Source organism: Streptomyces sp. NPDC014991, assembly GCF_043080665.1.
Lineage (GTDB): Bacteria > Actinomycetota > Actinomycetes > Streptomycetales > Streptomycetaceae > Streptomyces.
This window is the reverse complement of record NZ_JBIBVY010000029.1, coordinates 41651-66921: the sequence shown is the minus strand read 5'-3', so window position 1 is coordinate 66921 and position 25271 is coordinate 41651. Positions and strand designations below refer to the sequence as shown.

25 protein-coding genes and 1 pseudogene are annotated in these 25271 nt (G+C 72.9%); 14 read left to right on the top strand and 12 right to left on the bottom strand.

Annotated elements, in window-relative coordinates:
- Positions 1–11: 11 nt before the first annotated feature.
- Positions 12–884 carry a TIM barrel protein gene (locus ACF1BE_RS31835; protein WP_392202468.1) on the bottom strand — a complete coding sequence of 291 codons (873 nt, stop codon included), beginning with the start codon at positions 882–884 and terminating at the stop codon, positions 12–14.
- Between the two features lie 159 nt (positions 885–1043).
- Here ACF1BE_RS31835 and ACF1BE_RS31830 point away from each other — a divergent pair, with 159 nt between their 5' ends.
- From ACF1BE_RS31830 to ACF1BE_RS31795, 8 genes are all read left to right on the top strand, one after another.
- Positions 1044–1310, top strand: a complete 267-nt coding sequence (locus ACF1BE_RS31830; protein ID WP_392202467.1) for a hypothetical protein — start codon at positions 1044–1046, stop codon at positions 1308–1310.
- 47 nt (positions 1311–1357) lie between these two features.
- Positions 1358–1669: a helix-turn-helix domain-containing protein gene (locus tag ACF1BE_RS31825; RefSeq protein ID WP_392202481.1), complete on the top strand. Its 312-nt coding sequence runs from the start codon at positions 1358–1360 to the stop codon at positions 1667–1669.
- Positions 1670–1822: 153 nt separating this feature from the next.
- Entirely contained in the window at positions 1823–2335 is a 513-nt protein-coding gene (gene uraD, locus ACF1BE_RS31820) for a 2-oxo-4-hydroxy-4-carboxy-5-ureidoimidazoline decarboxylase (RefSeq protein WP_392202466.1), read from the top strand.
- Between the two features lie 4 nt (positions 2336–2339).
- Positions 2340–2747, top strand: a complete 408-nt coding sequence (gene uraH, locus ACF1BE_RS31815) for a hydroxyisourate hydrolase (RefSeq protein ID WP_392202465.1) — start codon at positions 2340–2342, stop codon at positions 2745–2747.
- A 4-nt stretch (positions 2748–2751) separates the two neighbouring features.
- On the top strand, positions 2752–3699 hold the full coding sequence (gene pucL / locus ACF1BE_RS31810; RefSeq protein WP_392202464.1) for a factor-independent urate hydroxylase: 948 nt from the start codon (positions 2752–2754) through the stop codon (positions 3697–3699).
- A gap of 64 nt (positions 3700–3763) precedes the next feature.
- Entirely contained in the window at positions 3764–5176 is a 1413-nt protein-coding gene (locus ACF1BE_RS31805) for a nucleobase:cation symporter-2 family protein (protein ID WP_392202463.1), read from the top strand.
- Positions 5177–5246: 70 nt separating this feature from the next.
- Entirely contained in the window at positions 5247–6632 is a 1386-nt protein-coding gene (locus tag ACF1BE_RS31800; protein WP_392202462.1) for an 8-oxoguanine deaminase, read from the top strand.
- Positions 6633–6844: 212 nt separating this feature from the next.
- Entirely contained in the window at positions 6845–8260 is a 1416-nt protein-coding gene (locus ACF1BE_RS31795; RefSeq protein ID WP_392202461.1) for a nucleobase:cation symporter-2 family protein, read from the top strand.
- A gap of 75 nt (positions 8261–8335) precedes the next feature.
- On the opposite strand, the gene ACF1BE_RS31790 is transcribed toward ACF1BE_RS31795, so the two are convergent.
- The 4 genes from ACF1BE_RS31790 to ACF1BE_RS31775 form a co-directional block, all read right to left on the bottom strand.
- A complete protein-coding gene (locus ACF1BE_RS31790; protein ID WP_392202460.1) occupies positions 8336–8758 on the bottom strand; it encodes an acyl-CoA thioesterase in 423 nt (140 codons plus the stop codon).
- A gap of 52 nt (positions 8759–8810) precedes the next feature.
- On the bottom strand, positions 8811–9428 hold the full coding sequence (locus tag ACF1BE_RS31785) for a hypothetical protein (RefSeq protein WP_392202459.1): 618 nt from the start codon (positions 9426–9428) through the stop codon (positions 8811–8813).
- A 185-nt stretch (positions 9429–9613) separates the two neighbouring features.
- Complete coding sequence (locus ACF1BE_RS31780) at positions 9614–10213, bottom strand: histidine phosphatase family protein (protein ID WP_392202458.1); 600 nt, start codon at positions 10211–10213, stop codon at positions 9614–9616.
- Between the two features lie 756 nt (positions 10214–10969).
- Positions 10970–12178 (bottom strand): pyridoxal phosphate-dependent aminotransferase, encoded by a 1209-nt coding sequence (locus ACF1BE_RS31775; protein WP_392202457.1) that lies wholly within the window; start codon positions 12176–12178, stop codon positions 10970–10972.
- An 81-nt stretch (positions 12179–12259) separates the two neighbouring features.
- On the opposite strand from ACF1BE_RS31775, the gene ACF1BE_RS31770 reads away from it, so the two are divergent.
- On the top strand, positions 12260–12886 hold the full coding sequence (locus tag ACF1BE_RS31770; RefSeq protein ID WP_392202456.1) for a winged helix-turn-helix transcriptional regulator: 627 nt from the start codon (positions 12260–12262) through the stop codon (positions 12884–12886).
- 83 nt (positions 12887–12969) lie between these two features.
- Here the strand turns inward: ACF1BE_RS31770 and ACF1BE_RS31765 are convergent, their stop codons facing one another.
- The 5 genes from ACF1BE_RS31765 to ACF1BE_RS31745 all read right to left on the bottom strand — a co-directional run bounded on the left by ACF1BE_RS31765 (position 12970) and on the right by ACF1BE_RS31745 (position 19037).
- Complete coding sequence (locus ACF1BE_RS31765; protein ID WP_392202455.1) at positions 12970–13770, bottom strand: hypothetical protein; 801 nt, start codon at positions 13768–13770, stop codon at positions 12970–12972.
- Entirely contained in the window at positions 13770–15032 is a 1263-nt protein-coding gene (locus ACF1BE_RS31760; RefSeq protein WP_392202454.1) for a VWA domain-containing protein, read from the bottom strand. Before ACF1BE_RS31760 ends, ACF1BE_RS31765 begins: the two co-directional genes overlap by 1 nt.
- A gap of 65 nt (positions 15033–15097) precedes the next feature.
- Positions 15098–15841 carry an NUDIX hydrolase gene (locus tag ACF1BE_RS31755; RefSeq protein ID WP_392202453.1) on the bottom strand — a complete coding sequence of 248 codons (744 nt, stop codon included), beginning with the start codon at positions 15839–15841 and terminating at the stop codon, positions 15098–15100.
- 36 nt (positions 15842–15877) lie between these two features.
- Complete coding sequence (locus ACF1BE_RS31750) at positions 15878–17419, bottom strand: hypothetical protein (protein ID WP_392202452.1); 1542 nt, start codon at positions 17417–17419, stop codon at positions 15878–15880.
- A 106-nt stretch (positions 17420–17525) separates the two neighbouring features.
- Positions 17526–19037 (bottom strand): IucA/IucC family protein, encoded by a 1512-nt coding sequence (locus ACF1BE_RS31745; protein WP_392202480.1) that lies wholly within the window; start codon positions 19035–19037, stop codon positions 17526–17528.
- 178 nt (positions 19038–19215) lie between these two features.
- Here ACF1BE_RS31745 and ACF1BE_RS31740 point away from each other — a divergent pair, with 178 nt between their 5' ends.
- The 3 genes from ACF1BE_RS31740 to ACF1BE_RS31730 all read left to right on the top strand — a co-directional run bounded on the left by ACF1BE_RS31740 (position 19216) and on the right by ACF1BE_RS31730 (position 21636).
- Positions 19216–20706 carry an IucA/IucC family protein gene (locus ACF1BE_RS31740; protein ID WP_392202451.1) on the top strand — a complete coding sequence of 497 codons (1491 nt, stop codon included), beginning with the start codon at positions 19216–19218 and terminating at the stop codon, positions 20704–20706.
- Positions 20707–20803: 97 nt separating this feature from the next.
- Positions 20804–21109, top strand: a complete 306-nt coding sequence (locus ACF1BE_RS31735) for an Ada metal-binding domain-containing protein (protein WP_392202450.1) — start codon at positions 20804–20806, stop codon at positions 21107–21109.
- Positions 21106–21636, top strand: a complete 531-nt coding sequence (locus ACF1BE_RS31730; protein WP_392202449.1) for an ABC transporter substrate-binding protein — start codon at positions 21106–21108, stop codon at positions 21634–21636. Before ACF1BE_RS31735 ends, ACF1BE_RS31730 begins: the two co-directional genes overlap by 4 nt.
- Before the next feature lie 144 nt (positions 21637–21780).
- On the opposite strand, the pseudogene ACF1BE_RS31725 reads toward ACF1BE_RS31730, so the two are convergent.
- A pseudogene (locus ACF1BE_RS31725) lies at positions 21781–22167 on the bottom strand (peroxiredoxin-like family protein); the annotation flags it as partial.
- Here ACF1BE_RS31725 and ACF1BE_RS31720 point away from each other — a divergent pair.
- Both ACF1BE_RS31720 and ACF1BE_RS31715 read left to right on the top strand, forming a co-directional pair.
- Positions 22138–22287, top strand: coding sequence for a hypothetical protein (locus ACF1BE_RS31720; RefSeq protein WP_392202483.1), 150 nt, complete (start codon positions 22138–22140; stop codon positions 22285–22287). The pseudogene ACF1BE_RS31725 and the gene ACF1BE_RS31720 overlap by 30 nt on opposite strands.
- A 296-nt stretch (positions 22288–22583) precedes the next feature.
- Positions 22584–23498: a HipA family kinase gene (locus ACF1BE_RS31715; RefSeq protein WP_392202448.1), complete on the top strand. Its 915-nt coding sequence runs from the start codon at positions 22584–22586 to the stop codon at positions 23496–23498.
- Positions 23499–23517: 19 nt separating this feature from the next.
- Here ACF1BE_RS31715 and aceB read toward each other — a convergent pair whose 3' ends face one another.
- A complete protein-coding gene (gene aceB, locus ACF1BE_RS31710; RefSeq protein WP_392202447.1) occupies positions 23518–25140 on the bottom strand; it encodes a malate synthase A in 1623 nt (540 codons plus the stop codon).
- Between the last annotated feature and the right edge of the window lie 131 nt (positions 25141–25271).

The window sequence follows — 25271 nt, the reverse complement described above, 5'->3', positions numbered from 1 at the left end:
AGGTGCCTCTCTCACTGCTCTGCAGGGTCGGGGGTTCGGCGCGCCGCGCGCGGAAGCCACGCGAAGGCCTCGGCGCTCGGACGGTCGCCGGGCTTGTACTCCAGGCCGACCCAGCCGTCGTAACCGGCCTTGCCCAGCCGGTCGAGCAGCTCCGCCAGCGGGAGCGAACCCGTGCCGGGGGCGCCGCGGCCGGGGTTGTCGGCGATCTGCACGTGCCCGGTCCTCGCCGCGTACCGGTCGATGACCGCCGGCAGGTCCTCGCCGTTCATGGACAGGTGGTACAGGTCCATGAGGAACTTCGCGTTCCCGAGGCCCGTCGCCGCGTTCACCGCGTCGACGACGCCGACCGCGGCCGGCGCCGACACCAGCGGGTAGAGCGGCGACTCGGGCTTGTTGAGCGCCTCGACCAGCAGGATCGCGCCGATGCGGTGGGCGGCCCGGGCCGCCAGGACCAGGTTCTCCAGGGCGAGCGCGTCCTGCTCGGCCGGGTCCACGCCCTCGACGCGGTTGCCGTAGAGCGCGTTGAGCGCCCCGCAGCCCAGGGAAGCCGCGAAGTCCGCCGCCACGTCGATGTTGGCGCGGAACCTCTCCGACTGCTCGCCGGGCACCGACAGGGCGCCGCGGTCCGGGCCGGGCAGCTGTCCGGCGTAGAAGTTCAGCCCCGTGAGCCGAACGCCCGCGTCCTCGACCGCCTTCTTCAGGGCGTCCAGGTCGGAACGCTCGGGGGTGGGGGAGTCGGTCCAGGGCCACCACAGCTCGACCGCGGAGAAGCCCGCCGCGGCGGCTGCCGCGGGACGCTCCAGGAGCGGGAGTTCCGTGAAGAGGATCGACAGGTTGACGTCGAAGCGCTGGTCTGCGGCTGTGCACCACTCAGAACCTGGCATTCCCGGCCGCGCTCCCTTCCGTGGTCGCTATTCCGTATGATGGAATTTTATTTCTGCTTGATGGAAGATTGCCGCCGGGTCCCGCCGCTTGTCAAGGGGGGCCGGCCGCGGAGTCCGGCCGGGCTGCCCAGGAACCGCCCCGCGCGTTAGGTTGAGCCCGTGCGATTGAGAGTGGAGTTCACGACCGAGCCCTTCGACCTGGACGAGGCGCCCGCGCACGCCCTGGTGGCCCGGGAGGTCATCGAGGCGGCCGGGCTGGACGCCGTCGACGTGGGCCCGTTCGGCAACACGGCCGAGGGCGGAGCCGACCGCGTGCTCACCGCGCTGGACGCGCTGCTGCGCGAGTCCCTCCGGGCCGGCGCGACCCGGGTCTCGCTCCAGATCAACGTGATCGACGGCGACGAGACCGGGGAGGGGGGGAGGTGACCGGGGACGAGCCCTTCATCGCGGCCGTGAAACCGCTGGTCGACGCCATGGGCGGGGAGATGCTCCCGCCCGACGAGGCCGGCCCCGAGGACGTCGTCCTCGCCTGGCAGGGCGCCGACGTCGTCGCCGTGCGCCTGCCCCAGCTCGCCGACTCCCTCGACCACATCCTCGCCGCCATGGAGCGCAGACAGGGCCGGCCGCTGGCCGACCTCGACCGCAAGGCGAAGCAGGAGGTCGTACGGATCCTGGAGGCGCGAGGCGCGTTCGCCGTGCGGCACGGCGTGGAGACGGTGGCGGGCGCGCTCGGCGTCAGCCGCTTCACCGTCTACAACTACCTCAACCGGGACAAGGGCGCCTGACGGGCCCGGGGACGGGGGGCCGATGTGCCGCCCGGGGCCGGGCCTCTCTTGTTACGCGGAATTTTCAACAAAGTGTTGACGTGATGTTTCCGAGGGCGTTAGCTATCGGCAGCCCGTTCAGCACGACGGCCCATCGTGGCCACGGAGGCTCCCGTGACGTCGACTTCCACGCCCCCGGGCCTGGCCCGGTTCAACGCCCTGGAGGAGCCGGCGGCCCTCGCCGCCCTCCACGAGGTGTGCGCCTCCACCGAGTGGGCCCGGCGCCTGACCGCCGCCCGTCCCTACGCCACCACGGACGACCTCTACGCCGCCGGCGACGCCGCCACGGCCGAGCTGACCACCGCGGACCTGGAAGAGGCGATGGCCGGGCACCCGCCGATCGGACGCCCCCGGCCCGGCGACCCGACCTCCGCCCGCGAACAGCGGGGCATGGCCGGCGCCTCCGCCGGACTCAAGGCCGAGATGCTCGAACTCAACCTGGCCTACCAGGAGAGGTTCGGCCACGTCTTCCTCGTCTGCGCCACCGGCCGGACCGCCGAGCAGATGCGCGACGCGGTCAAGGAGCGTATCGGCAACGCGCCGGAACAGGAACGGGAGATCGTCCGCACCGAGCTGGGGAAGATCAACCGCATCCGCCTGGCCCGACTCGTCGAAGAGGACGCCTGACACCATGAGCACCAGCACCACCGCCTCCGTGTCCACGCACATCCTGGACACCTCCGCCGGCCGCCCCGCCGAGGGCGTCGCCGTCCGGCTCGCCGCCCGCGGCGGCGCGGCAGCCGACTGGCAGACGCTCGGCGGCTCCGCGACCGACACCGACGGCCGGTGCAAGGACCTGCCGGCCCTGCCGGAAGGGACGACCCACGTACGGCTCGACTTCGCCGTGGAGCCGTACTTCGAAGAGCAATCCGCGAAGAAGCAAGCCGATGCGCAGCAGGACGCCCCCGCGAACCGGGACAGCGGACCCGGCGTGTTCTTCCCGGAGGTGGCGATCACGTTCGCCGTCGTACCGGGCGAGCACTACCACGTACCGCTGCTGCTCAACCCGTTCGGCTACTCCGTTTACCGAGGGAGCTAGCTACATGACCGACAATTCCCGCCCTGCCCGCCCCGTCATCCTGGGACAGAACCAGTACGGCAAGGCCGAGAACCGGGTCGTCAGGATCACGCGGGACGGCGCCACCCATCACATCAAGGACCTGAACGTGTCGGTCGCGCTGAGCGGCGACATGGAGGAGGTCCACTACTCCGGCTCCAACGCCAACGTCCTTCCGACCGACACCACCAAGAACACGGTGTTCGCGTTCGCCAAGGAGCACGGCATCGAGTCCGCCGAGCAGTTCGGCATCCACCTCGCCCGCCACTTCGTCACCTCGCAGGAGCCGATCAGGACGGCGCGGATCCGGATCGAGGAGTACGCCTGGGAGCGGATCGAGACCTCCGACGCCGGCTCCAGGTTCATCGGCGCCGACGAGGTCAAGCACTCCTTCGTCCGCAAGGGCCAGGAGACCCGCGTCACCCAGATCACCTACGACGGTGAGCGGTGGGAGGTCGTCTCCGGCCTGAAGGACCTGGTCGTGATGAACTCGACCAACTCCGAGTTCTGGGGCTACGTCAAGGACAGGTACACCACCCTCCAGGAGGCGTACGACCGCATCCTGGCCACCGAGGTCTCCAGTCGCTGGCGGTTCAACTGGACCGACGACGAGCAGAAGGCGCCCCACTGGGAGAAGTCGTACGAGCAGGTCAGGAAGCACATGCTCCAGGCCTTCGCCGAGACCTACTCCCTCTCGTTGCAGCAGACGCTGTACCAGATGGGCGCACGCATCATCAACAGCCGCAGCGAGATCGACGAGGTGCGCTTCTCCCTGCCGAACAAGCACCACTTCCTCGTCGACCTGGGCCCGTTCGGGCTCGAGAACGACAACGAGGTCTACTTCGCCGCGGACCGGCCCTACGGCCTGATCGAGGCGACCGTCCTCCGGGACGGCTGCGAGGCGAAGATCCCGGTCGACATGACCAACCTCTGACGCGGGACGCGCGCCCCCGGCCCCGCCACCACGGCCGGGGGCGCGCCACACCGGAGGGAACGAAATGGCACAGCCTGCGAAGGGGCCCGCCACAGCCCCGTGTTCCACCCCGCCGGTGCACACCGAGGACGCCGTCACGTCCGTGCACCCGGTGGACGAGAAGCTCCACCCGACGCGGCTCGTCCCCGCCGCTCTCCAGCACATCGCCGCGATGTACGCGGGCGTCGTCACTCCTCCGCTCATCATCGGCCAGGCCTGCGGACTCGACATCGCGGCCCGCACCCGGCTCATCGCCGCGAGCCTGCTCATCGCCGGCGTCGCGACCATCCTCCAGACCATCGGCGTGAGGGGACTCGTCGGCAACCGGCTGCCCTTCGTCAACGCCGCCTCATCCGCCGGCATCGCCCCCATCCTCGCCATCGCCGAGGCCAACGGCCATGGACACCAACTCCCCGCCGTCTACGGCGCGGTGATGGTCGCCGGCGCCTTCTGCCTGGCCCTCGGCCCGTTCTTCGGCCGCCTGCTCCGCTTCTTCCCGCCCCTCGTCACCGGCGTCGTCATCACCCTGATCGGCGTCACCCTGATGCCCGTCCCGGTGAGCTGGGCGCAGGGCGGCGACGCGACCGCCGCCGACTTCGGCGCCATGCGCCACCTGGCGCTCGCCGGGTTCGCCCTCGCCGTCATCCTGCTGATCCAGCGCTTCGGCAGGGGCTTCGTCAGACAGGTCGCCCTGCTGTTCGGGCTGCTCGTCGGCACCCTCGCCGCGATCCCCTTCGGCATGGCCGACCTCAGCGGCCTCCAGTCCGCGCCCGTCGCCGCCCTCCCCGCCCCGTTCGCCTTCGGAGCCCCCGAGTTCCAGCCCGCGGCCATCCTCTCCCTGTGCATCGTGATGCTGGTGCTGATGACCGAGAGTTCCGCCGGCATGCTCGCCCTCGGCGAGATCTGCGACCGCCGCGCCGACGCCACGACCATCACCCGCGGCCTGCGCACCGACGGCATCGCCACCCTGCTCGGCCCCGTCTTCGGCGGCTTCCCGACCTCCGCCTTCGCCCAGAACGTCGGCGTCGTCTCCCTCACCCGGGTACGCAGCCGCTACGTCGTCGCCGTCGCCGGCGGCACCCTGCTCGTCCTCGGCGCCTTCCCGGTCCTCGGCGCCGTCGTCTCCCTGGTCCCCATGCCGGTCCTCGGCGGCGCGGGCATCGTGCTCTTCGGCTCCATCGCCGTCAGCGGCATCCGTACGCTGTCCGAGGCGGGCCTGGACGACAGCTCCAACATCATCCTCGTGGCCGTGGCACTCGGCGCCGGCATCATTCCGCTGGCCGCACCCACCTTCTACGCCGGCTTCCCGGCCTGGGCGCAGACCGTGCTCGGCTCCGGCATCAGCGCCGGCGCCCTCGTCGCGGTCCTGCTCAACCTGTTCTTCCACCATCTCGGCACCCGGGGCCGCGGGCCGGCCCCGGCACTCAAATCCTCCTAGGGTCCTGCCGTGCCCTCCCCGTGGCCCCCCTCCCCGGCCACGGGCCGCCACCGAATGACAAGGAAGCACCATGGCAGCACCGGCAGCCCAGCGCACCGTCATCGAGAACTGTGCCATCGCGACCGTGGACGCGGGCGGCACCGAGCACGCCTCCGGGCACCTCGTCCTCGCCGGCAACCGGATCGAGTCTGTCGGCGCCGGCCGGGCCCCCGAAGGCCTGGAGAACGTGGTGCGCCGCATCGACGCCACCGGCCATCTGGCCACCCCCGGCCTGGTCAACACCCACCACCACTTCTACCAGTGGATCACCCGGGGCCTCGCCACCGACCACAACCTGTTCGACTGGCTGGTCGCGCTCTACCCCACCTGGGCGCGCATCGACGAGCAGATGACGTACACCGCCGCCCAGGGGTCCCTCGCCATGATGGCCCGCGGCGGTGTCACCACCGCCATGGACCACCACTACGTCCACCCGCGCGGCTCCGGTGACCTGTCCGGCTCGATCATCCGGGCCGCCGCCGAACTCGGCGTCCGCTTCACGCTGGCCCGCGGCTCCATGGACCGCAGCGAGAAGGACGGCGGCCTGCCGCCGGACTTCGCCGTCGAGACCCTGGAGGGCGCCCTCGCCGCCACCGAGGAGACCGTCCGCACGCACCACGACGCCTCCTTCGACGCCATGACCCAGGTGGCCGTGGCCCCCTGCTCCCCGTTCTCCGTCTCCACCGAACTCATGCGCGAGGGCGCCGAACTGGCCCGGCGGCTCGGCGTACGGCTGCACACCCACGGCTCGGAGACCGTGGAGGAGGAGAAGTTCTGCCACGAGCTGTTCGGCATGGGCCCGACCGACTACTTCGAGTCCACCGGCTGGCTCGGCGAGGATGTGTGGATGGCGCACTGCGTCCACATGAGCGACTCCGACATCGCCGCGTTCGCCCGCACGAAGACCGGCGTCGCCCACTGCCCCTCCTCCAACGCCCGCCTCGCCGCCGGCATCGCCCGCGTCCCCGACATGCTGAGGGCGGGCGTCCCGGTCGGCCTCGGGGTCGACGGCACCGCCTCCAACGAGTCCGGGGAACTCCACACCGAACTGCGCAACGCTCTGCTGATCAACCGCCTCGGCGCCCACCGCGAGGCCGCGCTGAACGCCCGCCAGGCCCTGTGGCTCGGAACCCACGGCGGCGCCCGGGTCCTCGGCCGGGCCGGGCAGATCGGCTCCCTGGAGCCCGGCAAGCTGGCCGACCTGGTGCTGTGGAGGATGGACACGCTCGCCCACGCCTCCATCGCCGACCCGGTGACCGCGCTGGTCCTCGGCGCCGCCGCCCCGGTCACCGCCTCCTTCGTCGACGGCCGGCAGATCGTCGAGAACGGCCGCCTGCTCACCGCCGACGAGGACACCATCGCCGCCTCCACCCGCGAGGAGGCCCGGCGCCTCGCCCGGATCACCGCGCGGGGCTGACCACCGCGGCACCCGGGCCGGCCGCCGCACGGCCGGCCCGCCACAGAACTCCGGCCGGAGGGGACGGCCTCCGGCCGGAGGCGTGGATCCGAGCGTGATCCACGGCCGACCGTCTCCGGGGTGCGCGCGGACGCGCGCCCCGGAGCGGTCACCGCCGCACCGCTCACGTTCCGCCCCCGTCACGGTCCCGCACGACCACACGCACCACCTCCATGAAACCCGCGTCGGTGACGACGTGTTACCCGCTCGGAGGAGCAGCCGTGGCCGCCCATCCTGTTGACGAGAAACTCCCCGCCCTCAAAATGGTGACCAGCGGCCTGCAGCACGTGGCCGCCATGTACGCCGGAGTCGTCGCCCCACCACTGATCGTCGGCGCGGCCGTCGGCCTCTCCGCCACCGACCTGACCTTCCTCACCGGCGCCTGCCTGTTCACCGCGGGCCTCGCCACCATCCTCCAGACCCTGGGCATCGGGAAGATCGGCGCCCGGCTGCCCTTCGTCAACGGCGTCACCTTCGCCGGTGTCGCCCCCATGACCGCGGTCGTCGCCTCCACCAAGGACAAGTCGGACGCCCTGCCGGTCATCTTCGGCGCGGTCGTCGTCGCCGGCCTGCTCGGCTTCCTCGCCGCCCCGGCCTTCTGCAAGGCCGTGCGCTTCTTCCCGCCGGTCGTCACCGGATCCGTCATCACCCTCATCGGCGTCTCCCTGCTGCCGGTCGCGTTCGGCTGGGCCCAGGGCCCCGACCCCCAGGCACCCGACTACGGTTCGACCACCTGTCTGGCCCTCGCCGGCACCACCCTTGCCATCGTCCTGCTGCTGCGCCGCTTCACCCGCGGCTTCGTCAAGCAGATCGCCGTCCTGCTCGGCCTGGTCACCGGCACGCTCATCGCCATCCCCTTCGGCGTCACCGACTTCGGCCCCGTCGCCGATGCCGACGTGGCCGGTTTCCCGACCCCGTTCCACTTCGGCGCCCCGCAGTTCCAGCTCGCCGCCATCCTCTCGCTGTGCGTGGTGATGGTGGTCTCGATGACCGAGTCGACCGCCGACATGCTGGCCCTCGGCGAGATCGTCGAACGTCCCGCCGACGAGAGGACGATCGCGGCCGGCCTGCGTGCCGACACCCTCGGCTCCGCCCTCAGCCCGCTCTTCAACGGCTTCATGTGCAGCGCGTTCGCGCAGAACATCGGCCTGGTGGCGATGACGCGCATCCGCAGCCGGTACGTCGTCGCCACCGGCGGCGGCTTCCTGGTCCTCATGGGCCTGTGTCCCATGGCCGCCTCGCTCATCGCCGTCGTACCCCGGCCCGTCCTCGGCGGCGCCGGCGTGGTCCTGTTCGGCTCGGTCGCCGCGAGCGGGATCCAGACCCTGGTCCGGGCCGGCCTGGACAGGGACAACAACGTCCTGATCGTCGCCGTGTCCCTCGCGGTCGGCATCATCCCGATCACCGCGCCGGAGTTCTACCACGCGTTCCCCGAGACCGCGAGGATCGTCCTGGACTCGGGCATCTCCACCGGCTGCGTCACCGCCGTCGTCCTCAACCTCCTCTTCAACCATCTCGGCAAGGGCCACGAGGCCCAGGACGTCACCCACCCGATGGAGGCGGGGGAGGAGATAGCCGCCGCGCACTGAACCGGCGGCCACCCCGTTCACGCGGCCGGGGGAGACGGAGACGACCCGTGTCCCCCGGCCGTCACCCTTCAGCGACTACAGGCCGAACAGGGCCGGTTCGGCCGCCAGTTCCTCGAACACCGCGCCCGGATCGGCGACCAGCCTCCTCACCTCCAGGTCGAGCAGACCGGCGACCGCGGTGACCTCGGCGGCCACCGTGCCGTCCGTCCTGCGGATCTCCTGGGACATCCGGAAGGTCTTGCCGCCGCCCCACTCGAACGCGCAGGTGATGTCGATCTCGTCACCGGCGAGCAGCTCGCGCCGGTAGCGGATCGTCGTCTCCAGCGCCACCGGGCCGACACCCCGTCCGATCAGCCGGGCCTGGGTCACGCCGGCCGCACTCAGCAGGGACCAGCGGGCGTGCTCCGCGTAGTTGACGTACACCGCCTGGTTGACGTGGCCCTGGGCATCGGTCTCGTAGCCGCGGACGGTCACCCGCACGGAAAACGGTTCGGACACTGCTCGCCCCTCTCACGTTCGGACTCCCGACGCACCGATCCTGGCACGCCGTTCAGACCCGGCGGGGCGAGGCCAGCAGATAGCGCACTCCCGTCCGCGGCTCGCTGTACTCGCCCGCCTGCCAGCCGGCCCGCTCCAGCGTGACCGCGCAGGCCGTCAGGGTCCGCGCGTCCGGCGCGTACACCGCGACCGCCTCCGGCTGCGGGGTCGCCCGCACCCGGTATCCGTCCGCGTCCCCTCCTGCCGGACGGTGCCCGGCCGCCTCCAGGGCGAGCGCCGCCGCCCGCACCAGATGCGCCCGCTCCCAGCCGCACGGCCGGTCCACCGCACCGTCCGCACCGGTCATCCGGCGCAGCTCCAGCAGCCCCTGCCAGGCACTGTGCACCTCACGCAGCCGGGCCGGACCGGCGGGCGGCTCCTCCTCGCCGCCGACCCGCGCCGCGAACACCCCGGTGTCCGCCACGGGTTCGGCAGGCACCTCGGGCACCGCCTCCCGGACGCGGTGGCCGGCCGGGGTGAGGAAGTGGGCGTGCGGCGGCCGGGGATGCCGGAAGGCCAGCCCCTGCTTCACCAGCGCCGCGAGCTGGGACTCCGTACCACGCAGCCGGCCGGTGACCGGATCGGCGGCCTCGATCACGCGGCGCTGCGCGGCGGTGGGCGGTCGGGTCACGGGACGCTCCTTCCGGGGCCGTCGGGGCACGGGGCACGGGGTGGTCCGGCCTCTTCGCAGAGTACGGGCCGGGTCCGACAACGGCCGGCACGCACCCCGGAGGGCGGACGGCGAAGGGCGCCCGGGACGGGAGGTGTCCAGCACCCCGCACGCCACCTCCCGCATCCCGTACGTGCGGTGGACCCCTACTCCCGGGGCCGGATGTTCCACCCCGCCACCACCGGCCGCCCGTGCTCCGTGCCGAGCCGGCACAACGCCCCCGTCGCCAGCTGGAACAGTGCGCCGTGCCGGGCCGGGAGGCCGAGGCGGCGGGCTGTGAGGACGCGGAGGAGGTGGCCGTGGGCGATCAGGACGACGGCCCCCTCGGTGCCGGTGAACGCGGCGTCGGCCCTGGCCAGGATCCGGTCGGCGCGCTCCCCGACCTGCTCCGGGGTCTCGCCCGGGTGGTCCGGCGGGCCGGGCGCGACGCCGTCCGCGAAGAGGAACCAGCCGGGCCGGTTCTGCTGGATCTCCGCGGTGGTCACGCCCTCGTAGCCGCCGTAGTCCCATTCGCGCAGGTCGCTGTCGACGAGGGCGTCGGGGAGGCCGGTGAGCCGGGCGGTCTCCCGGGCCCGGCGCAGGGGGCTGACGAAGGCCGCCGCGACGCGGTGCGAGCGGATCAGCGGTGCCAGCCGGCGTGCCTCGTCGCGCCCCTGGTCGGTGAGGGGCACGTCGGTCGAGCCGGTGTGCCGGCCGGACCGCGACCACTCGGTCTCACCGTGCCGGACGAGAAGGAGGTCACCCATGACGGCACGGTGTCACAGGGCCGCCGCCGCCCGCAGGACGGACTGCGCCAGACGGCCGCCCTCGGGACCCGGTGGGTGTGCGGTGCGGGGCGGCCATGGTGAGGGTCTCCCCGCAGGTGTCGATCGTGGCCGTCCCGCGGGGCGCGTCCGTGACCGGGAGGACCGTGCCGTGGGTGTCGTGCGGTGCCCGGACCACGGCCTGTGCCGCCGTACGCACCAGGTGTCGGCGCTCTTCGTGCCGGGGGCGTGCAGCGGTGGTCCACGGCCACGGCCACGGCCACGGCCGCCCGGCCGGGCAGGGTGGGGGAGGCGGGGTGCCCGTCTCCCGCACCCTCGACGCCGTCCGCCTTGCCGTCGTGGACCTGCGGGCCCGGGTGTCCCGCGAACACGCGGTTTCCGGGGCCCTCGTTGACGGCGGTGAGCCGTGCGTCGGGCAGGCCGCCGCGGCACCCGGCACCCCGGCCCGGATGCACGCGCGCCGCGGCCGGTCCGCCGGGGCCGGCGACGGCTGCCGCGCCGTGTCCAGCGGCCGTGCGCCGGCCGTGCCTCGGCAGGGCCGGCGCACGGCCGGCGCGGCGGAATCCGTACGAGAACACCGCCCGCCCCTGGTGCGTCTCCTGCGCCGGGAACGAGACCAGGGGCGGGCGGTGCGGCGCTGGTCGGGCGCGCACCGATGGCTTGTGGCCCGTTCCGCGTGGAATCCCCGGTCGTCGACGGGGGTGGACTTCGCGCAGACACGCGAGACGGGCGGGACGGTTACTGCCGGTACCCGCTGAGGAACCGTCCGATCCGGCCGATCGCCGCCTCCAGGTCGTCGGCGTACGGCAGGGTGAGGATGCGGAAGTGGTCGGGGGAGGGCCAGTTGAAGCCGGTGCCCTGGACGACCTGGATCTTCTCGCGCAGCAGCAGGTCCAGGACGAACCTCTCGTCGTCGTGGATGCGGTGCACCTTGGGGTCCAGGCGCGGGAACGCGTAGAGCGCGCCCTTGGGTTTGACGCAGGACACGCCGGGGATCTCGTTGAGCTTCTCCCAGGCCACGGTCCGCTGTTCGTGCAGCCGGCCGCCGGGCACGGTCAGTTCGCGGATGGACTGGCGTCCGCCGAGGGCGGCCTGAATGGCGTACTGGGCGGGGGCGTTGGGGCACAGCCGCATGGAGGCCAGCATGGTCAGGCCCTCCAGGTAGTTCTTCGCGTGCTGCTTCGGGCCGGTGACCACCAGCCAGCCGGAGCGGAAGCCCGCCACGCGGTAGGTCTTGGACAGGCCGCAGAAGGTCAGCACCACCAGGTCGGGGGCGAGGGCGGCGGCCGAGTGGTGGACGGCGTCGTCGTACAGGATCTGGTCGTAGATCTCGTCGGCGAACACCATCAGGCCGTGCCGGCGTGCGAGGTCGAGGATGCCCTCGACGACCTCCTTCGGGTAGACCGCGCCGGTCGGGTTGTTGGGGTTGATGATGACCACGGCCTTGGTCCGGTCGGTGATCTTCGACGCCATGTCGGCCAGGTCGGGGTTCCAGTCGGCCTGTTCGTCGCACAGGTAGTGGACGGCCTTGCCGCCGGCCAGGGTGGTGACGGCCGTCCACAGTGGGAAGTCCGGTGCCGGGACAAGGACTTCGTCGCCGTCCTCGACCAGGGCCTGGACGGCCATGGTGACCAGCTCCGAGACGCCGTTGCCGAGGTAGACGTCGTCCACGTCGACGTCCAGGCCCAGGGTCTGGTAGCGCTGGGCCACCGCGCGCCGGGCGGAGAGGACGCCGCGGGAGTCCGTGTAGCCGTGGGCCCGCGGCAGCATCCGGATCATGTCCTGGATGATCTCCTCGGGTGCCTCGAAGCCGAAGGCCGCGGGGTTGCCGGTGTTCAGGCGGAGCACGCTGTGCCCCGCCTCCTCCAGCGCGTTGGCGTGCTCGATCACCGGGCCGCGGATCTCGTAGCAGACCTCGCTGAGCTTGTTCGACTGCCGGAACTCCATGCGTCCCTCCGGGAACTCGTGTTACTTGGTTTTACCAAGTGGGAGCTTGGAAAGTCCAACAACATGTCTAGACTGCGTCGCATGCCACCTCGCCGAAGCTACGACCAGTACTGTTCCGCGGCCCGCGCGCTCGACCTCGTCGGCGACCGCTGGACCCTGCTGATCGTCCGGGAACTGCTCGCCGGCCCCCGTCGCTACACGGACCTGCACGCGGACCTGCCCGGCGTGAGCACGGACGTCCTCGCCTCCCGGCTGAAGGACATGGAACGGGACGGGCTCACCACGAGGCGGCGGCTGCCCCCGCCGGGCGCGGCGTACGTGTACGAGATCACGGACCGCGGGCGGCGGTTGCTGCCGGTGTTGCAGGCGCTGGGCAGCTGGGGTGAGGCCGAACTGGGCGAGCGGCGCCCGACCGACGCGGTCCGCGCGCACTGGTTCGCGCTGCCGTTGCTGCGCGCGCTGGAGGGCGAGGGGTTCGTCGAAGTACGCCTGGACGAAGGTGACTTCCATCTGCGGGTCGGCGCCGGGACCGGGCCGGTGTACGGCGACGGGCCCGCGCCCGGTGAGCCCGCGGCGCGGCTGACGATGGACGCGGCGACCTGCGAGGCCCTGGCCCGGGGAGAGGTGGGCCTGCCGGACGCGGTACGGGAGGGACGGGTGACGGTGACCGGCGACGGACCCCTCGCCGAGACACTCCGGAAGACGTGAGGCGCGCCGGGAGGCGGACGTCACCCGCGACCCCGGCTGACAAGTGAAGGCCCGCCGGTGGGCGGGCCTTCACGCGGGGCGGGCTACACGTTCGGCGGTACCCGGGACGGCCGCCCCGGTCCGCGCGTCAGCGCGTACCCGCCGATGCCGGCGAGCGCGGCCAGTATGCCGCCGACCGCGGTCCACACCCAGCGGTCGGACCACCAGCCCGAGGACCAGCCGTCGTCCGAACCGAAGCTGGACAGCACCGCTGCCTTCGAACCGTCCTTGTCCTCATCGGCCTTGACGGCGATCCCGGGGACGAGCGGCTTGCCCAGCGAACCGTCCACGGCAGCCGCGCCGCCGATGTCCTTGGTGTCGACGCGTACCTCGGCGCTCACCGGCTGCCCGAGGTCGGAGGCGCCGAGGTCCACCACGGTCAGCCGGACGTAGTACGTGCCGGGCAGCGGGTCGTTGGCCCACGGCTCCGACCAGCCGCGCACCGTGCGCAGCACGCAGGCGAGTTCGACCGATCCGGTGCCCTGCGCGGCGGTGCGGGTCTGGGCGCCGTACTGGCAGGCCTGCCGGCGCCGCAGCCCGTCGTACACGTCGAGCTGCCACGCCTGTGAGCCGTGCGTGCCGGGGAGCTTCACGGTCGCTCTGACGGTGGGGCGCTGCCCGGTGTCCGCCGGGAACGACCAGTACAGGTAGTCACCGGTGGAGCCGGACGCGGTGGCCCGCTGTCCCTGCTCGATCTCCGTCGCCGTACGGAACGAAGTACCCGCCCGGGTGGGCGCCTTGCCGTCGTCGGAGGCGCCCGGGGACGGCGAGGAGTCGGCGGCGGCCGGCCCGGCGGCCAGCCCCAGCGCCAGCAGCGTGGCGCCCAGCACACGTGTGATACGCATCAGTTCGTCCTCCAGACGGCGACCCGCCAGCGCGACAGCCAGCCCCACAGCAGACCGGCGAGGAAGCCGGCGAGCACCAGCGCGCCCAGCAGCCACCAGCCGCGGCCGAGCCCGAAGGAGGCCACGTCGTGGTGGCCCGACGGCCCGTCCACGATGTCGACGGTCAGCTCCAGCGGCAGGCCCGGCGTGGTCTTCACACCCGCGGCGGCCGAGAAGGAGTTGGTGACCTGCAGACACACCGTCTCCGCCGGCGCCGCGTCGTCGTCACTGTCCGGCCTGGGATAGCGCAGGCCCGTGGAGACCGTGTCCGTCCGGCCGGTGCCGGCGGCCTCGCCGCGCACGATCTCACGTCCGTGCACGGTCACCGCCCGCAGCAGCACCCCGTAGTCGGGGCGGACGGCCCGGTCGTCGGCCACGCTCACCGAGGCGCGCAGCTCCTGGCCCGGCTCGACGTCCACCCGGTACCAGCGCTGCTGCCCGAACTCCTCGCGGTCGGTGTACAGCCCGGACTTCAGCGCCGGCGCCTTCGCGCACTGCGCCGCGCCCTCGGTCGCCACCGGCGTGACCACCGGGTCGGCCGCCCGGTCCACCAGATCACCGACCCGGTCGGTCAGTTCCTCCTTGTGCCGCACCGAGGTGTAGGTGCCGCCGGTCGCGTCCGCGATGCAGCTGAGCTGGTCACGGGTCTTCGCGTCGGGCACCAGGCCGAGGGTGTCGATGGTCAGCCCGATGCCCTTGGCGGCTATCTCCCGGGCCACCTCGCACGGATCGAGCGGCTGGCAGGTGTCCTCGCCGTCACTGATCAGGACGATACGGCGGGTGCCGTCACCGCCGTTCAGGTCGTCCGCCGCCTTCAGCAGCGCGGGTCCGATCGGCGTCCAGCCGGTCGGTGCCAGCGTGGCCACGGCCGTCTTCGCGTCGGTCCGGTCCAGCGGGCCGACCGGGTAGAGCTGCTCGGTGTCCTTGCAGCCCTCCTTGCGGTCGTTGCCGCGGTAGTTGGCGCCGAGGGTGCGGATGCCGAGCCGGACCTCCTCCGGGGTCGCGTCCAGCACCTCGTTGAACGCCTGCTTCGCCGCGGCCATCCGGGTGCCGCCGTCGATGTCGCGGGTACGCATGGAACCGCTGACGTCCAGCACCAGTTCGACCTTGGGAGCGGCCTGCTCCGTCTCGTCGGCGACCGCTCCGGCGGGGAACGCGATCCCGGCCGTCAGGGCGGCGAGCAGAGCGCAGACTCCCGCCGCCAGCCGTTGTCTTCTGATCATCGCCGGATCCTATTGATCAGACCGGCCGGACTCCAAAACGCCGGGCGTCCGTTGCCCGGCCGCGCTCACGCTCCGCCGCCCGGCGCCCCCGTCCCGAACACCCCCGACAGACGGGCCCGGTACAGCGCGGCGACGGTGAAGCCGTCGGTGATCCGCCCGTCGGCCACCATCTCCTCCGCCTCGGCCGGTGTCACCGTGATCGCCCGGCGGATGGCCTCGCCCTGCTCGACCTCCCCGACGCCGTCCACCCACGCCGCGTACAGGGCGACCTTGTGGCCCAGCAGCCCGGTGTCCGGATGCAGTTCACCCAGCGGGATCACCGCCGTCGCCGTGGCGGAGATCTCCTCCCGCAGCTCCCGGGCGACGTTCTGCTCGGGCGTGGCCCCCGGATCCCCGAAGCCGCGCACCACCTCCCAGTGCCGGCTCCGGGTCGCGTGACGGTGGTGCTCGATCAGCACCACCCTCTTCTCGGGGCCGGCCAGCGGCAGGACCACCACGCCGGGCGACGAACCCGGGGGCGGCACGATCCGGTCGTACAGGCCGAGGCGGCCGTCGGGGAAGCGCACCGGGTCGCGCAGATACCACAGGTAACGTCCGGCCGACACCACACCGGCCGGGACCGGCCGGAGCGCTGCCCGCAGCCGTGCCCACAGGACCCCGAGCGGCCCGCCGTCCCCGCCCGGCCGAACGGTGGTCATCCGGCGCCGGGCGTCGCGGATCAGCGCCGGGTCGGTGAGGATGCGGATCCCCCCGGGATCGTCGCGGAACCACTCCGGTACCTCTCGGCGCAGGGCCTCGTACCGGTTCATCGGGGGCTCGGCAGACTGGGCAAGGCGTACTCCGGGTCAGTATTCGGGCAGGTCTTCGTTGTCCTGGGTGGTCGTCGACGCGGTGCCACCCGGGGCCGGGCCGCCCGTGTCCCGGTAGCCGGGCAGACGCTGTACCAGGTCGTGGAACTGAGCCCATTCTCGTTCACTGGCCAGCCGTACGGTGGCGATCTCGCGGGCGAACCGCTGCTCCTGCCGTCCGGCCAGGCGGTTGCGCAGCACCAGTTGCACCGAGCCGGTCAGTGAACCGCTCACGGTCAGCGGCACCACCGAACCGGCCACCTCCCAGAGATCGTTGCCGCTGACCGCCGTGAACACGGCCGCGCCCACGGTGACGACGACCTCGACGACCGGACGCCAGGCGGCCGCCCGGGCCTGCCGGCGCTCCCGCGCCAGCTTCAAAATCTCCGAGTTGAGCCGGACGTAACAGTCGAAGACCTGTCCGGCGCCTTCGTGGAACGCCTCCGGAGCGGCGGTCAGCGCGCCGAACGCCTCGATGTAGGCGTTCCAGACGGAACTCTGCCGCAGCCGCCAGATGTCGTGCAGGGTCAGGTCGTTCACCGCCCGGGGCGTCAGCCGGTCCTGGACCGCGGCGAAGGACTGCCGCCGCAGGAACGTCAGCAGCTGCTCCGGATCCTGGACGACGCCGACGGTGGCGGCCCTCGCCTCGCGGGCCTCCTGGAGCACCACCCGCCGCAGGCTGCCGACCGGGGTGAGGGGATAACGCCCCAGCGCGTCGGCCAGGTTGACGTTGTAGATCAGGTCCAGCAGCTGCTTTATCTCCGCGGCGAACGGCTTGTCGCGGTCGTACCTGCCCTCGGCGACGTTCGTCCCGGGGACGGACACGAACTCCTCGTACAGGGTGTTGCGGACGACCTGCTGCCTGCGCACGCGGCGGCTGTTGCTGAAGCCGACCACCTCGCCGAGCCGTTCGCCGAACCGGTCCGCGTCCTCGCGGGCCACTCCGACCTGGGCGGCGAGGACGTCGATGTCCTTGGCGGTGAGTCCCTGGACCTTCTCCGTGAACGGCTGGTACAGCCGGATCATGGTGCGGTCGCGGTTCTCCTGGTCGCCGGGGGAGTCGTCCCAGGACATGCGCACACAGCGCACCCGGTCACTGGCGGCCATGCCCGCCAGTGTCTCCTGCCAGGCGCTGAACCCGTCGCGCCGCACGTGGAGATGGGCGGGCGGTTCCTCGGCCGGATGCCGTTCGTTCAGGAGGAAGGGGACGATGGCTCCGGAGGCGAGGAGCCTGCGGTGTGCCGCGCGGGCCTCCCCCTCCTCCGCGAGGTCGCGGCTGATCGCGTCGTTGTTGTAGAAGTAGGCCCGGTTGATGACGACCTGGCTGGCGTTGATGAGGCTGCGGAAGTACTCGGCCCGGACCTCCCGGATGCGCTGTCGGCCCACCTGGTCCAGGGAGCGGCCGTGCTCGATCATCTTCCTGGTGAGCTGTGCGGGGACCCACTGGTTGTCCAGCGATTGCGCGATCACGGCGCCCGGGTCCAGCTGTTCGGGCTGGATCGGCGACATCAGGCTGTCACTGCGGTCGACGTCAGTCATCTGCGGCTCTCGGGGTTCTCGTGTCCGGGCTGGCACCTCAGGGGTACACCGCCGGGCGATGGGCGTGAGGCCAACGCGGTTTTCCGCCACTCAATATGACGCAAAATCAGCTCGGCGCCGGGAACGTCGTCGAGCGGGGCGGGGGCAGGGCCGCCCAGATGTCCCCGGTGCGGCCGGGCGAGAGACGCATCAGTGTCAGCGCCTTCGCGGGCAGTGGGTCGTCACGCAGGGCCGCGAGGTCCGGGGTGTGCGGCAGGCCGGGCAGGGCCGCCGTCAGGGCCGAGGCCAGAGCCGGTCCCGAACCCGCCGTGCCCGCCAGCGCCCCGGCCACCAGGGAGCCGAACAGCTTGCGGCGCAGGGTGGTCGCGTCGTCCGTGATCAGCCGGCCGGTCAGGTCCGGCGCCGGGACGCCGTGGCGGGCCAGCCGGGCGGGGCTGATGCGGATGTCGGCGAGGTCCCGGTAGACCAGCCGCCGGGGACTGCCGTCGGCGGCGAGGATCACCAGGAGGTTCTGCCCGTGGGCCTCCAGCGCGACCCCGAGGTCGAGCAGCCCGAGACCCACCGTGAGCGCCAGCCGGGTGAACGCGGCCAGCCAGGCGGGATCACCGGGCAGGGACGTGCCGGCGAGCGCGGCCACCGGGAGCACGCGTTCGCCCGGGTTCGTGTACACCTCGGGTGACTCGCGCAGCAGTGCCGCCAGCGCGGGCGAGCCGGCGGTGATCGCGCCGAGGGTCCGGGTCACGTGCAGCAGACCGTCCGTACGCGCCGCCAGTTCCTCGCCGAGGGACGACAGCACCGCGGCGGCCTCCACCGAGTACGCGGAGATGTCCCGCACCGACGACGTCAGCCGGGCACTGAGCGCGGTCTTCACATGCGGACCGCCCGGGAGCGCCAGCGTGCGCAGGGACATCAGCGGACGGGCCGGGCGCCAGGGGTCGTACGGCCGCCGGAGCGCATGCGCGGCCTGCCACGGGTGCACCGGCACCAGCAGCCGTGCGCCGTCGCGCAGTTCGGCGGGCCAGTCACCGGTCACCAGACACCGGTCCGCCGGCACGGGCACCGTCCCCAGCTCCACCACCGGCCCGTGCTCCGGGCCGTACGCCAGCTGGTCCGCCACCGAGAACCCGGGCCGCGCACGGCAGTTGGGGTGGAACGGATGCCCGTCGACGACCCGCTGCTCCCACTCCCAGTCGTGCGCCGGCCACTCCTTCGGGTGATCCGCACCGGCCCGGGACAGCGCCAGCGAGGCCACGCTGTGGGCCAGTTCGGCCGCGAAGGAGGACGCGTGCGGCACCCCGAGGGCGGTCATCAGACGCGCCGGGTCCGCGTACCGCTCCCGGCCGAGGCGGACCGCCGTGACGTACGCCCCCGTGGCGTACGGGTCCGCGTGCGGGCCGTGCAGCGTGCGGCCGTCGGCGAGGCGCAGGGCGAGGCCGTGCGGCCCGGGCGTCCGGCGGGTGAGCCACGGCAGCGGCTCATGGACCAGCGCCCGCCACAGGCGGGTCAGCACGGCGGCGCGGGCACCCGGCAGCTCGGCCGCGTACCGGGGCAGCAGGCCGGGCCGGACGGCGGCCAGCTCGTCGGCGACCTCGGTCTCGGCGGTCGGGGGACGGTCCACGGGCGGCTCCTCGGGTACGCGGGGCACGGCACGATTGTCGGGGACGACAGCCATACTGATCGCGACCGGCTCCCGGAGGACGTCCCGGCGTGCGCGGGGACGGCCGCGGGCCCCTCCGGACGACGGACGCCGGACATGGACACGGACGACGACGGACGACGACGGACGAAGAGAACGCGTGGACCTCACACCCTCCGCCGGTGAGACCGGCCGCCGCGCCGACGCGTACGCCGCAGCGCCTCTGCTCAACTGCCTCCTGCGGGAGGTGGCCGAACCGCTCGCGTACGCCGGGGAGCGGCGCGTCCACCGGCTGCCGGGCGGACGGCTGCTGCGGGTGCGGGCCGGGCGGCGCCCCGCCGACCCCGAGGTGCGCACGGCCGGGGTCTGGCGCCGGATCGGCCATCCGGAGCTGGTCAAACTGGTCGCCGAGGAGCTGCGCCGGCACACGGGACTGCCCGGCGGCGACCTGCCCGCCGAGATGATCGACAGCAGGGACACCGTCGCCGCCCTGCTCACCGCCCGCGAACGGGCCACGCCCCCCGAAGACCCGTATCTGCGATCGGAGCAGTCCCTGCTCACCGGCCATCCCCACCACCCGGCGCCCAAGGCACGCGGCGGCGGCCCGGCCGCGTCCTGGCTGCCGTACGCCCCCGAGGCGCACGCCCGCTTCCCGCTGGTGCTGCTCGGCGTCCGCGAGGACCAGGTGGCCGAGGAGGGCGACACGACCGCCCTGGACGCCCTCGGCACGGCCCCGCCCGGCTACCGGCTGCTGCCCGCCCACCCCTGGCAGCTCGACCTGGTCGCCCGCGACCTCGCCCCCGCCCTCGCCGACGGCCGTCTGCTGCGGCTCGGCACGAGCGCGTTCCACGCCTGGCCCACGGCGGCGGTCAGAACGGTGTACGAGCCGGGCCGCGACCTGTTCCTGAAGTTCAGCCTGGACGTGCGCATCACCAACGACATCCGCCGGCTGTGGCGCCACGACCTGCTCGGGCTCCGCCGTACCGACAGTGCCGCCGGGCGCGCCTTCGCGGCGATGGGCCCGCCCGCGGCCTGGCTCAGCGACCGCGGCTACCGCACCGCCGCCTTCGCCTTCGAGGAGCTGGCCGTGCTGGTCCGGGACGGGCTGTGCGACCACCTCGTGCCGGGCGCCACCCCGCTGCTCGCCGCCGCCCTCGCCGAGGGCTTCGACGGCAGTCCGCTGGCCGCCACCGCCGACCCGGCCGGCTGGTGGGAGGCGTACCTGCGGCAGGTCCTCCCGCCCGCCCTGACCGCCTTCGGTGACCACGGGGTCGTCCTCGAGGCCCACCTGCAGAACACCCTCGTCGCCGTCGACGCGTCCGGTACGCCCGTGCAGGCCCTGTTCCGGGACGCCGAGGGCGCCAAGCTGCTGCCGGACGTGTCCCGCGCCGCCGGCTGGGAACGGCTGGTGTACTGCCTGGTCGTCAACCACCTCACCGAGATCGCCGGCGCCCTCGCCGACCACCACCCCGGCCTCGACCCGTGGCCCGCCGTCCGCCGCGCACTCGCCCGGCACCATCTGCCCGAGATCCCCGCCCTGCTGACCGCGCCCACCCTGCCGGGCAAGACCAACCTGCTGCTGCGCTGGACCGGCGCGGCCGGCGCGGACGCCCGCTATCTGCCCCTGCCGAACCCCCTGCGCACCGGCTGACACCGAGCCGCCCGGGGGGACGAACCGTGCCGGCGGCGGCGCGGTCGACGTCCGAATACCGCTGGTACGGCCGCCCGGAATGATGCACAGTGCCTCCGTGGACAGACGACGGCTCGACGACACGGCCCCCGCGGCGGCGGCCGCTCGCGGGTACACGCTGACCGGTGGCGACGGCCGGCCGTACCGCAGCGACGTGCCCGGCCGGTTCGGTGGCTACCGGCGCGGACGCATCTACGGACGACTGGACTGCCCGTCCGCTCTGCGGCACATCACTCGCGGGAACTACGTGCGCCACCGTGTGTTCTTCGCGGACGAGGCCACCGCCCTCGCCGCGGGGTACCGGCCGTGCGCGGTCTGCCTGCCCCTTCGCCACCGGGCATGGCGGAAGGGGGAGCCGTCATGAGCGAGCCCTCACCCCGGCTGGACCCGGCCGTGCTCGCCGGATACGGGCCCTGGACCGCTCCCCGGCCGCACACCGGCCGCGAACTCGAGCGCGTGCTGGCACTGCTGGAAGCCTGCGGAGTCCGTGGCGGCAGTGTCGCCCTGGGGCACGGCCGGGACGCCGCGTCGAGGGCTGCCGCCGCGGCGTTCGCCGACGCCTGGCAGGAACGCGGCGGGCAGCTCGCCGCGGTCGTCGACTGGCCGGAGGACGCCGCCTCGTGGCTGCGCCAGGCCCGCAGGCTGACCGACCCGGAGCCGGACGCCTGGGTGGTGGCCGCGGCGCCCGTCGGCTGGGCCCAGCTGAGCCGTCGGCTCCGGCACAGCACCGGCTGGGACCCGCGCCGCACGTTCGGCTTCGCGGCCGCGGGGGACACGCGCCTGGTAACCGCCGCGGGACCGGGCGTGCTGGACGGGATGCGCGGCGCCACGTCGGAGGGCAGGGTGTGGACGATCCGGCGCGGCTGGGTCATGGAGTCCGCCGACGGGTGACCGCCGCCCGCTGCACCCCTCCTCGGCCGTCACTCTCTCCGCGCCTGCGCCTGCGCCCGGCCGAGCCGGCCCCGTTCGTCCGCGGATGATTCCCGTAGGCGCGGCAGATCATCCGGTCACCGACGGCAACGGCTCCGCCCCGGCTCAGTTCAGCGCGTCGAGGGCGGCGATGATGTCGGCCGGTTCGGCGCGGGTGGTGTAGTCGGTGTCGACGAAGGCCCAGCGGATGGTGCCGTCGCGGTCGATGACGTAGGTGGCGGGCAGCGGGAGGGTGCGCGGGTGGCCGCCGTTGACGCGCTGGAGGTCGAAGCCGAGCTTGTCGTAGACGGCGGCGAGGTCGTCGGGGAGGTCGAAGGCGAGGCCGTACTGCTTGGCGGTGTCGGAGCCGATGTCGCTGAGCACGTCGAAGGCGAGGTCGTGCTTCTCGCTCAGGGTGAGGGACTCGTCGGGGATCTGCGGGGAGACGGCCACCAGGCGGGCGCCGCGGGCGGTGATGGCCTCGTGGTGCTGCTGGAGGGAGCGCAGGGCGATCTGCTGACGCTGCTCGCCTACGGCGTCAACCTGCGCTCCCGCGCCGGCGCGGACGCCGCGACGCTGCGAGCGACGGTGACCGCCGCCCTGGACTCGATCGGCGTCCGGGCGGCGGCATAGCCGTGCGTGGATCGGAACGGGTGCTCGCGGCCTGACAGACCGCACCCCGGAAGCCGAGCGGGGCGGCGAGACGCTCCTCCCCGGCTGTCACACGCGGTTACTATGCTCACTTCATGCCGGAGGCCGGAGGCATGGGGCGCACCGCCCTGGACGGACCGCTGGGGAGACGGGGAGACCAGCGTGCCGGCCGAAACCCCCCGCTTGCTCCCCAGGGCTGATCGGGGACGTGCCCCCGAAGGGCACCGCAGGAGAGTCGCCGGGGAACGCGAGGCGAATGAGCGATGGGGTCGTGGAAGATGTTGAGAGAGGTCACCGCCACCCGATATGTCGCCCCCCTCCGCTCAGGCGGCTCCGTCCCCGGCGTCGTCGAGGCCGACGACCTCGGCACCTACGTCGTCAAGTTCACCGGTGCGGCGCAGGGGCACAAGGCGCTGGTCGCCGAGGTCATCGTGGGAGAACTCGCCCGCGCGCTCGGCCTGCGCTTCCCGGAGCTGGTCCTCGTCCGCTTCGACCCCGCCATCGCCGCCGCCGAGCCGCACCAGGAGGTGCGCGAGCTGCACAGTGCCAGCGCGGGCGTCAACCTCGGCATGGACTATTTGCCGGGCGCCCGGGACCTCACCCCGGAGATCGCGCGGCTCTTCCCGGTGGATCCGCTGGAGGCCGGCCGGATCGTGTGGCTCGACGCCCTGACCGCCAACGTCGACCGTACGGTGCACAGCTCCAACCTGATGGTCTGGCCGACGTTCGGCACCGCGCCCCCGCGGCTGTGGCTCATCGACCACGGCGCCGCCCTCGTCTTCCACCACCGCTGGGACACCACGGCCCCGGGCAGGGCGTACGACTTCCGGCACCACGCCCTCGGCCAGTACGGCCCCGACGTGCGCGCCGCCGACGTGGAACTGGCGCCCCGCGTCACCGAGGAACTGCTGCGCGGGATCGTCGCCGAGGTGCCGGACGCGTGGCTGGCCGAGGACGCCGGGTTCGCCACCCCCGACGACGTCCGCGACGCCTACGTCGGCTACCTCCTGGCCCGCGTCCGGCTCTCCGCCGAGTGGCTGCCCACCGACTTCCCGAGCCGTGCGGAACTCGCCGCCGAGGAGGCCGCCCGCGCCGCGAGGACGCAGGCGGGCCGCCCGGACTGGCTGAAGTGGGTCCCCGACCTGCACGGCAGGGCGGGGACGGAGGAGGACGGGACGGTGCGTCCTCGGTGAGCCGGAAGGCCGGGACCGGCTACCGCAGCCGCTCGTACGCCGGCAGGGTGAGGAAGTCGGCGTAGTCCTCGTCCAGGGCGACCTGCAGCAGCAGGTCGTGCGCCTCCTGCCAGTGTCCGGCCGCGAACGCCTCCGCGCCCGTCTCCTCGCGGATGGCGTCGAGTTCCTCGGCGGCCACCTTGCGGGCCAGCTCCGGCGTGGCCTTGACGCCGTTCTCGAACTCGACGCCCGCGTTGATCCACTGCCAGATCTGGGAGCGGGAGATCTCGGCGGTGGCCGCGTCCTCCATGAGGCCGAAGATGGCGACCGCGCCGAGACCGCGCAGCCAGGCCTCGATGTACCGGATGCCGACCTGGACGGCGTTCACCAGGCCCGCGTACGTCGGCCTGGCGTCGAGCGAGTCGACGGCGATGAGGTCGGCGGCGTCGACGTGCACGTCCTCGCGGAGCCGGTCCTTCTGGTTCGGCCGGTCGCCGAGGACCCTGTCGAAGGACTCCATGGCGATCGGCACCAGGTCGGGGTGGGCGACCCAGGAACCGTCGAAACCGTCGTTCGCCTCACGGTCCTTGTCGGCGCGGACCTTCTCGAAGGCGACCCTGTTGACCTCCGCGTCCCTGCGGGACGGGATGAACGCGGCCATGCCGCCGATGGCGTGCGCGCCGCGCTTGTGGCAGGTGCGGACGAGGAGTTCGGTGTACGCCCGCATGAACGGGGCGGTCATCGTGACCGCGTTGCGGTCCGGGAGGACGAACTTCGCGCCGCCGTCACGGAAGTTCTTCACGATGGAGAACAGGTAGTCCCAGCGGCCGGCGTTGAGCCCCGAGGCGTGGTCGCGCAGTTCGTAGAGGATCTCCTCCATCTCGTACGCGGCCGTGATCGTCTCGATCAGCACGGTGGCGCGGACGGTGCCCTGCGGGATGCCGACGTGGTCCTGCGCGAAGACGAACACGTCGTTCCAGAGCCGGGCCTCCAGGTGCGACTCCGTCTTCGGCAGGTAGAAGTACGGGCCCTTGCCGAGGTCGAGCAGGCGCTGCGCGTTGTGGAAGAAGTACAGCCCGAAGTCGACCAGGGCGCCCGGCACCTGGCGGTCGTCGGCGTCGACGAGGTGCCGCTCGTCGAGGTGCCAGCCGCGCGGGCGCATGACGACGGTCGCCAGTTCCGCGGCCGGGCGCAGGGCGTACGACTTGCCGGTGCGCTCGTCGGTGAAGTCGATGTTCCGGGTGTAGGCGTCGCTCAGGTTGAGCTGGCCGAGGACCACGTTCTCCCAGGTCGGCGCGGAGGCGTCCTCGAAGTCGGCCAGCCAGACCTTCGCCCCCGAGTTGAGCGCGTTGATGGTCATCTTGCGGTCGGTGGGCCCGGTGATCTCGACGCGCCGGTCGTTCAGCGCGGCGGGGGCCGGGGCGACCTTCCAGGAGTCGTCCGCGCGGATCGCGGCCGTCTCGGGCAGGAAGTCGAGCGTGCAGGTGCGGGCGATCTCGGCGCGGCGCCCGGGCCGGCGGGCCAGGAGTTCGTCACGGCGCGGGGTGAACCGCCGGTGCAGCTCCGCCACGAAGGCGAGCGCGGCGTCCGTGAGGACCTCTTCCTGCCGGGGCAGGGGCTCGGCGTCGACGATGGCCAGCGGGGACGGCGCTGGTGCGGACATGAGCTGTCACTTCCTTCAGCGGTGGCACCTCGTGCCAAGGGGCACGAACAGGACTGTGGGCGCCCATGGTGCGGTCGGACGCTTCTGATCAGTGGATACTAATTTCCTCATCGTGGAACTTCAATGGTTTG